This window comes from Chrysiogenia bacterium (assembly GCA_020434085.1).
Taxonomy (GTDB): Bacteria; JAGRBM01; JAGRBM01; order JAGRBM01; family JAGRBM01; genus JAGRBM01.
Map to the genome: position 1 here is coordinate 1 of JAGRBM010000486.1, position 9,286 is coordinate 9,286.

Below are 9,286 nucleotides of genomic sequence, written 5' to 3' on the forward strand. Positions count from 1 at the left end.
GGCAGCACTACTGCCGGGACGATCTTTTTGCGCGCGAAAGGAGAATTCGAAGAAAAAAATTTTGGAAATTGTAAACACGCCCCGCCCCGGGGAAGAAAAAATCTCGGAAATGGGTAAAGCCGGCAGGCTTCACCCCTTCGCGCTCCCCCGCAGCCTGTCCTGAGTCGATCGAAGGGCCGGGGGAGCTGGCGCCGCAGGCGACTGAAGGGGCCGAATCGAACGGGCAACCCCGCCCCGTGCTACACTTCCCCCACCGGAGGAACCCCGTGAAGCGACTCGTCTTTGCCGCCGCCCTGTTTGCGATGCTCGCCTGCCAGGCGCCCGCCGCGATGACGCGGGAGATCGCCGAGCCGGTACCTGCCCCCGACATCAGCGCCGAGCACTGGATCAATTCCGCGCCGCTCACCCTGGAGGCGCTCCGCGGCAAGGTGGTGCTCGTCGAGTTCTGGACCTTCGCCTGCTGGAACTGCAAGAACGTCGAGCCCCATGTGAAGGGCTGGCACGGGAAATTCGCCGACAAGGGACTCACCATCGTCGGCGTTCACACGCCGGAGTTCGAGCGCGAGAAGGTCATCGAGAACGTGCGCGCCTACGTCAAAAAGAACGCGATCGCCTACCCCATCGCCATCGACAACGACTACGTCATCTGGCGGCGCTTCCACAACCGCTACTGGCCGGCGCTCTACCTGATCGACAAGGAAGGCCGCATTCGCTACACCCATTTCGGCGAGGGCAGCTACGCGCAGACCGAGGCGTGGATCGAGAAGCTGCTCGCCGAAGAGGCGCCCCAAGTGCCCAAGCCTGAAATGGTGAGCGGGCAGAATGAAGCGCCCACACCTGAAGAGACCGAAGAGCCCGCGCCGCGTGAAGAGGAAACAAGCGAGTGAACATCCCGGCAAAAATCTCCGGACGCTATGCCGCCGGCGCCGTCGGCGCGCTGGCCAACTCGGCGGCCGTGTGGCTGCTCGGTGCAGCCGGCGTGCCCGACATGGTGGGCGTTTCCATGGCGCCCGATTTCAGTTGGGGCTGGCTCTATCCGCGCCTCGTATGGGGTGGGCTGTGGGGAATGCTCTTCCTGATTCCGTTTTCGAAGACCATCGGGCTGGGAACCCTGCTGGGCCTGGCGCCCGCGGCGGCCGCGCTGCTCTGGTTTCTGCCCCAGGCGGGCAAGGGCTACCTGGGTCTCGAGCTCGGAACGCTCACGCCGCTCTTCGTGATCTTCTACAACCTGCTGTGGGGCCTGGTCACCGCGTCGTGGCTCAAACTCACCCGCGACTGAGCTATTCCCCGAAACTCCCGTGGCGCCCGGCGCCCTTGGCGAACTTGGTGGCGCCCTTGAGCGTCTCGCCGCTCTGCACGACTTTGAGGCCGTGGTTGAATTCGTTCAGGATCGCATCGCCCAGATCCATCCCGAACTGCTCGTAGGCGCTCTGGCGATCGGCGCGCATGCAGAGCTGCGGGAAGGCGGCGATCTGCGCGGCGAGCTTTTCGGCCTCGACGCGCGCGGCGCCGTCGGGAACGACGCGATTGGCAAGCCCGATTGCCAGCGCCTCGGTCGCGCCCACCGGGCGGCCGGTCAGAATCATGTCCATCGCGCGAGAGAGACCGATGAGCCGGGGAAGCCGCACCGTGCCGCCGTCGATGAGCGGAACGCCCCAGCGGCGGCAGAACACACCGAAGGTCGCGCCCTCCTCCATCACGCGCATGTCGCACCAGAGCGCGAGCTCCAGACCGCCGGCCACCGCATAGCCCGAGACCGCCGCGATCACCGGCTTTGAAAGCAGCATGCGCGAGGGCCCCATCGGCCCGTCGCCGGTCTGCGCCATGCGGTTGCCGCGCCCGTCGGAGATGGCTTTGAGATCCGCGCCCGCGCAGAAGACGCCGCCCTGCCCATGGAGCACGGCAACGCAGGCTTCGTCGTCTTCCTCGAAAGCGCGAAAGGCGTCGGCCAGCTTCTGCGCCGTGGGGCCGTCCACCGCGTTTTTTACTTCTGGACGCGACAGCAGAATCGTCGTGACGGGTCCGTTCTTTTCGATCGTGACACACATGGCAGGCGCTCCTTTGCGGGCAAGTCGCGCTCCAGCGTACGGGCGCCTCCCCGACTTGGCAAGCAACGGCTCGCCATGGATTTCGAGGGGCGCGGCGGACTAGAATGAGGCCACTTCAGCAAACGGGGAAATGCGCGTGAGACTGGCACGGCAAACAGCGACGACGCCCGGCAGGGCACATCCATGAAGAGCCGGGGCTGGTGGCTTCAGAGCTCGGACTTCGGCAAGCACCTGCTGCACGAGTTCTGGCTCCCGCGCGCGCGCCTGCAGGCGCTCTTTTCCCTGGGCGGGGTATTCACCTTTCTCTTCATCGATTTCTACACGGTCTACGGCGCCCACTTCGGCGTGACGCCCCTGCCCGTCTCCGAGATCCTCTTCGCGCGCTTCTGGCTGCTGTTGGCCACGCTGGTCTACGTCGCCATCACCTGGCGCGCGAAGGAAGCCAAGTATTCGCTGGAGCTCTACGTGATGGCGTTCACCGCCGTTTACAGCGGCGTGTGGGACTGGGGCTCGTACTACCTGGGTTATAACTCGAACACGCTGCACCTGATGGGCTTTCTCACCATCATGGTGACCTCGACCTTCGTGCTTCCGCTACTGCGCGCCCACCGGATCGTCGCGATTTCCGCCGCCCTGCTCATTCACGTGATTCTCGATTACTCGATGGAGTCGGTCTTCTCAGGGCTCGACCAGATCTTCATGTGGGGCGGGCTTGCCGGCGCGGGCGGTTTCATCCTCTCGGCCGCGGAGCTGGCCTCCCAGCCGCTGCGAATCCAGTACGAGTCGCAGGAACAGATGAGCAACCTGCTTGAGCGGCTCCGCTCTTCAAACCAGCGAACCGGCGCCGCCGCCGAGCGGCTGGCCGAAGCGGTCGCCCAGGTCTCCCGGGCGACGACGACCCTTTCGAGCAAGTCCGAAAACGCCAGCCGCGAGGCGCGCGAAATCTCCGCCGGCGTTGAAGAAGTCTCGGCCACCGCCAATGCCATTGCCGAACGCGCGCGCCAGAGCTTCGAGGAACTCGAACGGGTCTCGACCTACTCCGGCGAGGTCGACGGCGTGATGAGCAAGACCGTTGGCAACATCGAAGCGGTTCAGCAGGCAGTTGAAGATTCCCAAAACAATTTCCGGAGCATGGAAAACTGGGGCGGTCGCATTCTGGATTTCATCGACACGATTCGAGAGATCGCCGCCCAGACCAACATGCTGGCCCTCAATGCCAGCATCGAGGCCGCCCGCGCGGGCGATCAGGGTCGCGGCTTTGCCGTCGTCGCAGACGAAGTGCGCACCCTGGCGGAGGATTCGGGCAGCAAGGCCTCGGGCGTGGGCGACACAATGGACGGCTTCCGCCGCGACATGGACGCGCTGATGCTGGGGCTCGCGGAAATCTCCGAGACGGTCGTGGGTTTTCAGGCGGTGTTTCGCGAAAGCCGCGCCTCACTCGATCGTATTCGAGACTCGGTGGAGCGCCTGGGAGTGACAAGCCGCGACAACGTGCGCGAAGCAGCCGAACAGGCGCGCGCCCTCGAGCACATCACCTCGGCCGCGGCGGAGGTCAACGACCTCGTCTACTCCAACGCGCAGGCCAGTGAAGAGCTGGCCGCCACGGCGCAGGAACTGGGCGAGCTGGCCGGCGACCTGCGTCGCATCATCGAAACCTGAATTACTCGGGATCCTGATCGCGGCGTTTTCGAATCCGCGGCACCCGTGGAAGACGGCGCCGGGCGCCCTCGCCCACGTCCGCTTCCTCAATCGTCAGCACCTGCAGGGATCGCAGCACCGCATCGACCCGGCCCTTCACATCGCCGGGCTCCACTTCCGCATGCTCGCTGCGCCAGGTCTCCACGAAACTGCGCACCCGCGTCACCGTCTCGTGGGCGCCGCTCTCGCGGTAAATGGCATCGACCTGGCGCCGCGCAATGCCTGGTGCGTGGTCGCTGAGCAGCCCCTCGCGAATGAGCCGTCGCACCCGGGCCGCCGCTTCATCGGTGCGCCCTTCGGCAATGAGCCGGCGCGTCGTGTGCAGCTCGCGCTCGGTGAAGTAACGCACGATCCGCCGCCGGTAGAGCGCAATGATCCCCGTCGCGACAGCCGCGCCGAGCACGAAGCCCACACACAGCTCAATCCACGCGATGTCGGCGAGCGAGTCCATTACATTCTCCATGCCGGGCAACTGTCGCAATTCTAGTCATTTACCCGCCGACTTCGTAGTGGTTATCATCAGATTATCTCGAATCAGCATGGGGAGCTGGAACATGACACGACACGGGACAATTGTGCGCGCGGCGAGGCTGGGGCTGCTGGCCGCCGCGTATTTCCTGCTTGCAGCCGGCAACGCACTGGCAAGCGAAGACGGCAGCCGGGTGAACCTGGAGTTCGGCCCGGCCTTTACGGCTTTCATCGGCGGAAACGCCGAGGAAACCGGCGCGGGCTTTGCCGGCTCGTTTTCGTATCTGAAAGGGCTCGATGATTTTGCTGCTGTGGGTTTTCGCGTCGCCTACAGCCAGAGCTACTACACAAAGATTCTCGACACGCCGGGGCAGGAGCTGCGCGCGCGGATGATCTCCGGCGGCGTGGAGGGAGAGCTGCGCGATGAGGATTGGCCGGGGGTGTTCTTCGTCTACTCCACCTGGGGTGCCATCTCGGTAAAGGCCGACACCTACGACCTCGTTCTCAACCCGGTTCGCTACAACCAGACGGACTTCTACAGCGACCTGGGCGGGGGATTTCGTTTCTTCCTGATCGAGCATGTCACCCTGGGACTCGATGCCAACATCGGAGCAACATGGGGCAAGACCGCGGACCTGGCCGAGTGGCACTTCCGGCTGGGCGCCATGATCGGGGGGAGGTACTGAGCCATGAAGAACTTCCGTTTCCAAAACATCCGCAAGTTGTTTGTGATCGTTCCCCTTCTTGCCTGCGTGCTACTCGGCGCCTGCGACGAGCTGGGTGAGGCGACTTGCAGCTTCTTCACGGGCGATTGTTCGGATCCTCCGATCAACGGCCTCAGCGCAAGCAAGGCCTACGAGGTCGTGGACGCCGAGTACAACCTGCTGACCGACCAGGTAATCGCCACCACGCTGCCGGCACCGCTTCCGGTGGAGGAACGGGCCAACGGCCCCTTCTATCTCGTTTCAGTCAATCCCGTTAACCAGGCAGAGAGGAAACTCGAACTCAGCGGAATCGGACTGTATGTGTCCATCGGTCCCGGCGGAATGGACGCCGCCGTCGTCCTGGGGGATCTGGGTAGCTATGAGTCAGGCTCCGGCGCCACCGCCCAGCTCGTATACGTCGATCTCGAAGACATGGCGGTTGTGGACACCTACCCGGTCACCGGCGTGAATGCGTCGAATGTTGCCGATGTCGTCCTCGATGGCGATGGATACGCGCATGTATTTTCCAACGATCGCGTCTTCTCCGTGGATCTGATGACCGGCGCGGTAACGCAGGGGGAAACGGGGCTCTCGTATGCGAAAGCCAAACTTGCCGCCGATGGCGACGGCCTGATCGTCATTGCGGGCGGAACGCTGCAGCGCCTCGACATTACAAGCGGCGTGGCCATGCACGAGATGGACAGCCCCTCGGGAAGAGATCTCACCGGGTGCGGGCCCTACAATCGCGGCGACCCAGATCCCCAGGAACTGCTGGCCCTCTCGAACGACGGTTCAAGGATCATCACCCCATGCGGGGATGTTTTCAGTGCCTCCAGTCTGAGTTACCTGGAAACCATCAATTACCCGGAAATCTATCCCGAGGATTGGGACGACCACCTGATTCACATGGCCGCCTATGACGACGTGAGCGAAATCGCCGGGCTCTCATTCGTCGTTGTCGGGGGGCTCTACGATCAACCGGTGGTCGGGTTCTTCAATCCTGACAACGGCGAGCTCAACGATGCATTGTTACCCTTGCGACCGGGGCATTCGAATCAGGGGAGGTTCCTGTTCTTCAGTTCCGACGGAAAACGAATCGTGACTGTGATTCTGGCGGGGGTGTACCCCTTCCCCGGACCGAGCATGCGATATACGCAGTTCGCGTCCTATCCGGTTCCCAATTAATTCGGGAAAGATCTCAGGCCCGGAGTTTAACGACCTTGCCGTCGGGGGTCTGGGTGATCTGGCCTTCGAGGAAGTGGCCCTGCAGGTTGGCCACGGTGCCAAGGCCCGTGCAGAAGAGCGTGATGCGGAGCGCCTCACGCAGGGTGTCGATGACTTCGATGACGGCTTCGACGCTTTCCAGTCCGGCCTGAAGGAAGCCGCCGGCGATGGAAGCCAGGTCCGCGCCAAGCGCAATGGCCTTTGCAGCGGCGAGGCCGTCGCGAATGCCGCCCGAGGCGATGAGGGGGCAGGTGCGCGAGATCTCACGCACACTGAGCAACGACTCGGCCACGTCGTGGCCCCAGTCGGCAAAGAGTTCCGAGAGTGCGCGGGTTTGCGCGTTCTCGCTGATCATTCCCTCGACTTTGGCCCAGCTCGTGCCGCCCACGCCGCCGACATCGATGCCGGTGACACCCGCGTTGAGCAGGGCGTGCGCCATCTGCGAGGAAATACCCGAAGAAACTTCACGCGCGAAGACCGGCACGTCCAGCTCGCGGCAGACGCGCTCGACCTTGCGAAGCAGCCCCGAAAAATCGGTATCGCCCCCGTCCTGCAGGACTTCCTGAAGGGGGTTGAGATGCAGGAACAGGGCGTCGGCCTCGATCATCTTGACCGCTTCGGTGCATTCGGAGACGCCCATGCCCTTGTTGAGCTGGACGGCGCCGAGGTTCGCGAACAGGACCGCATCGGGGGCCAGGCGACGGATCTCAAAGGTCCGGCGCAGCTCTTCGTGCTCCAGGGCCGCGCGCTGGGAGCCCACGCCCATGACGATCCGGCGTTCCTGGGCCGCGCGGGCCAGATTTTCATTGATGGTTGCGGCCGCCTGGGTCCCACCGGTCATCGGCGAAATCATCAGCGGCGCCCAGAGGTCTTTTCCAAGGAAGCGGGTGGAGGTCTCCACCTTGGCGTAGTCGAGCTCCGGCAGGGCCTGGTGATCGAAGCGATAGCGGTCCAGGCCGTTACTACGGCCCGAGCGCGATTGCTCCGACAGGCAGGCCTCGATGTGCAGGGCCTTGCGATTGGCGATGCCGGGAGTGTCACTCAAAATACAAATCCGCCTGATTTCAGCAAGTTACGGTTCTAAACCGAGCAGCCCGAAGGTACCTGACTGGTCAGTTAGGTTCGGGACTCTACCAAACCACCCCCGGGTGGTCAATGGCGTTTCCCCCCGGAATTTTTGGGCTCAAATCGGGCCCTTTTCAGTGGTGGGGAGTGCCGCGCCCCGTGGCAAAGGCATCCGGCCCCGAGTGCCGGCTAGCCCAGCGCCCGGACGCTCCCACGTTCCCGGCTCGGCCGGGCCGGGCCGGTGCCGCCCGGGGCGAGCCCACGGCCCCGGATTCCGCCAAATTCCCGGGGCTTCGGCTTGCAATGCCGGTGGGCGATCAAGCATTGTTTCGACACGCACCGGAGCGCAAAGGCACAAACAGCACTCCGGCGGCACATTGGGATGGGGCATCGGTCGACTGACCGATCAACAAAAACACTTCCACGGAAACAATTCCTAAAAAAACCAAGAGAAAATGAGCGACGAGACCAAGAACCGTATTCGCAGAGACGCACTGGCCTACCACCGCGAAGGCCAGCCCGGAAAAATCGAAGTCAACGCCACCAAGCCCTGCGCCACGCAGCGCGACCTTTCGATGGCGTACACCCCCGGCGTTGCCGAACCCTGCCGCGAGATCGAGAAAGATCCCGAGGCCGCCTACGAGTATACCGCCAAGGGGAACCTCGTCGCTGTCATCAGCAACGGCACCGCGGTACTCGGCCTTGGTGACATCGGCGCGCTCGCCGGCAAGCCCGTCATGGAGGGCAAGGGCGTTCTCTTCAAGCGCTTCGCCGGCATCGATGTCTTCGACATCGAGATCAACGAAAAAGATCCCGACAAGATCATCGAGATCGTCAAAGCCCTTGAGCCCACCTTCGGCGGCATCAACCTCGAAGACATCAAGGCACCCGAGTGCTTCAAGATCGAGAAAGAGCTGATCGAGAAGATGGACATTCCCGTCTTCCACGACGATCAGCATGGCACGGCCATCATCTCCGCCGCGGGCTTCCTCAACGCACTTGAGATCGCCGGCAAGGAAATCGACAAGGTCAAAATCGTGTTCTCCGGCGCGGGCGCGGCGGCACTTGCCATCTGCGAGCTCTACACCGCACTGGGCGTTCGCCGCCAGAACATGATGCTCGTCGACTCGGTGGGCGTCATCTACAAGGGCCGCGAAGAGCGCATGAACGAGTACAAGGAGAAGTGGGCGTCCGATACCTCGGCGCGCACCCTGGCCGATGCCATGGAAGGCGCCGATGCCTTCGTCGGTGTCTCGGCTGCCGACCTCGTCACCAAGGACATGCTGCGCTCCATGGCCAAGGACCCGATCGTCTTTGCCATGGCGAATCCCGATCCCGAGATTCCCTACCCAGACATGATCGCGGCGCGTGACGATGTCATCGCCGCCACCGGTCGCAGCGACTATCCCAACCAGGTCAACAACGTCCTGGGCTTCCCGTTCATTTTCCGCGGCGCCCTCGACACGCGCGCCCGCGGCATCACGCTGGGCATGAAGATCGCGGCCGTAAAGGCGCTTGCCGAACTGGCGCGCGAAGAAGTTCCCGACAGCGTGCTCAAGGCCTACTCGCTCAAGTCGCTCAAGTTCGGTCGCGACTACCTGATTCCCAAGCCGGTCGATCCGCGCGTGCTTCTTCGCGTGGCCCCCGCCGTGGCGCAGGCCGCGACCGAAGAGGGCGTCGCCCGCAAGCCGGTCACCGACATCGAGGCCTACCGGGAACAGCTCAAGCGCTTCATCGACCGCACCAGCGAGGCCATTCGCCCGATCATCCACCGCGCCAAGCAGGCGCGCGAGCGTATCGTCTTCCCCGAGGGCGACAACCCGCGCATTCTGGCCGCGGTGCAGCGCCTCGTTGACGAAGGCATCTGCAAGCCCATCCTGCTCGGCCCCGAGGGGATGGTGAACAACGAGCTCAAGCGCCTGGACATCGATCCGGCCGACGTCGAGATCATCAACCCGCGCACCAGCAGCCGGGTTCCCGACTACGTGAAGGATCTGTGCGAGGCACGCTCGCGCAAGGGCATGATCGAATCCGAGGCATTTCGCTGGATGCGCCGGCGCGCCTATTACGGCGCCATGA

Annotated in this window: 9 protein-coding genes; 6 read left to right on the forward strand and 3 right to left on the reverse strand. The window is 63.7% G+C overall.

Annotated features, from left to right (window positions below; all coding sequences use genetic code 11):
- Positions 1 to 302 precede the first annotated feature (302 nt).
- Both KDH09_16355 and KDH09_16360 read left to right on the forward strand, forming a co-directional pair.
- Positions 303 to 887 carry a redoxin domain-containing protein gene (locus KDH09_16355; protein ID MCB0221270.1) on the forward strand — a complete coding sequence of 195 codons (585 nt, stop codon included), beginning with the start codon at positions 303 to 305 and terminating at the stop codon, positions 885 to 887.
- A complete protein-coding gene (locus tag KDH09_16360; GenBank protein MCB0221271.1) occupies positions 884 to 1,279 on the forward strand; it encodes a hypothetical protein in 396 nt (131 codons plus the stop codon). Before KDH09_16355 ends, KDH09_16360 begins: the two co-directional genes overlap by 4 nt.
- 1 nt (position 1,280) lies before the next feature.
- Here the strand turns inward: KDH09_16360 and KDH09_16365 are convergent, their stop codons facing one another.
- Positions 1,281 to 2,048, reverse strand: a complete 768-nt coding sequence (locus KDH09_16365) for a crotonase/enoyl-CoA hydratase family protein (protein ID MCB0221272.1) — start codon at positions 2,046 to 2,048, stop codon at positions 1,281 to 1,283.
- Between the two features lie 183 nt (positions 2,049 to 2,231).
- On the opposite strand from KDH09_16365, the gene KDH09_16370 reads away from it, so the two are divergent.
- Positions 2,232 to 3,707 carry a methyl-accepting chemotaxis protein gene (locus tag KDH09_16370; GenBank protein MCB0221273.1) on the forward strand — a complete coding sequence of 492 codons (1,476 nt, stop codon included), beginning with the start codon at positions 2,232 to 2,234 and terminating at the stop codon, positions 3,705 to 3,707.
- Between the two features lies 1 nt (position 3,708).
- Here the strand turns inward: KDH09_16370 and KDH09_16375 are convergent, their stop codons facing one another.
- A complete protein-coding gene (locus tag KDH09_16375) occupies positions 3,709 to 4,197 on the reverse strand; it encodes a hypothetical protein (GenBank protein ID MCB0221274.1) in 489 nt (162 codons plus the stop codon).
- A gap of 103 nt (positions 4,198 to 4,300) precedes the next feature.
- Here KDH09_16375 and KDH09_16380 point away from each other — a divergent pair, with 103 nt between their 5' ends.
- Both KDH09_16380 and KDH09_16385 read left to right on the forward strand, forming a co-directional pair.
- Positions 4,301 to 4,900 carry a hypothetical protein gene (locus KDH09_16380; protein MCB0221275.1) on the forward strand — a complete coding sequence of 200 codons (600 nt, stop codon included), beginning with the start codon at positions 4,301 to 4,303 and terminating at the stop codon, positions 4,898 to 4,900.
- A gap of 3 nt (positions 4,901 to 4,903) precedes the next feature.
- Positions 4,904 to 6,103, forward strand: a complete 1,200-nt coding sequence (locus KDH09_16385) for a hypothetical protein (protein ID MCB0221276.1) — start codon at positions 4,904 to 4,906, stop codon at positions 6,101 to 6,103.
- Between the two features lie 13 nt (positions 6,104 to 6,116).
- Here KDH09_16385 and fni read toward each other — a convergent pair whose 3' ends face one another.
- Positions 6,117 to 7,187, reverse strand: a complete 1,071-nt coding sequence (gene fni, locus KDH09_16390) for a type 2 isopentenyl-diphosphate Delta-isomerase (protein MCB0221277.1) — start codon at positions 7,185 to 7,187, stop codon at positions 6,117 to 6,119.
- A 475-nt stretch (positions 7,188 to 7,662) separates the two neighbouring features.
- On the opposite strand from fni, the gene KDH09_16395 reads away from it, so the two are divergent.
- The coding region (locus KDH09_16395; GenBank protein ID MCB0221278.1) for an NADP-dependent malic enzyme at positions 7,663 to 9,286 on the forward strand (1,624 nt) is incomplete at its 3' end.

Excerpts from the sequence above, each read along its gene's own strand:
- KDH09_16355 (MCB0221270.1), top strand. The coding sequence starts at position 303 with ATGCTCGCCTGCCAGGCGCCCGCCGCGATGACGCGGGAGATCGCCGAG.
- KDH09_16365 (MCB0221272.1), bottom strand. The coding sequence starts at position 2,048 with ATGTGTGTCACGATCGAAAAGAACGGACCCGTCACGACGATTCTGCTG.
- KDH09_16370 (MCB0221273.1), top strand. The coding sequence starts at position 2,232 with ATGAAGAGCCGGGGCTGGTGGCTTCAGAGCTCGGACTTCGGCAAGCAC.
- KDH09_16375 (MCB0221274.1), bottom strand. The coding sequence starts at position 4,197 with ATGGACTCGCTCGCCGACATCGCGTGGATTGAGCTGTGTGTGGGCTTC.
- KDH09_16380 (MCB0221275.1), top strand. The coding sequence starts at position 4,301 with ATGACACGACACGGGACAATTGTGCGCGCGGCGAGGCTGGGGCTGCTG.
- KDH09_16385 (MCB0221276.1), top strand. The coding sequence starts at position 4,904 with ATGAAGAACTTCCGTTTCCAAAACATCCGCAAGTTGTTTGTGATCGTT.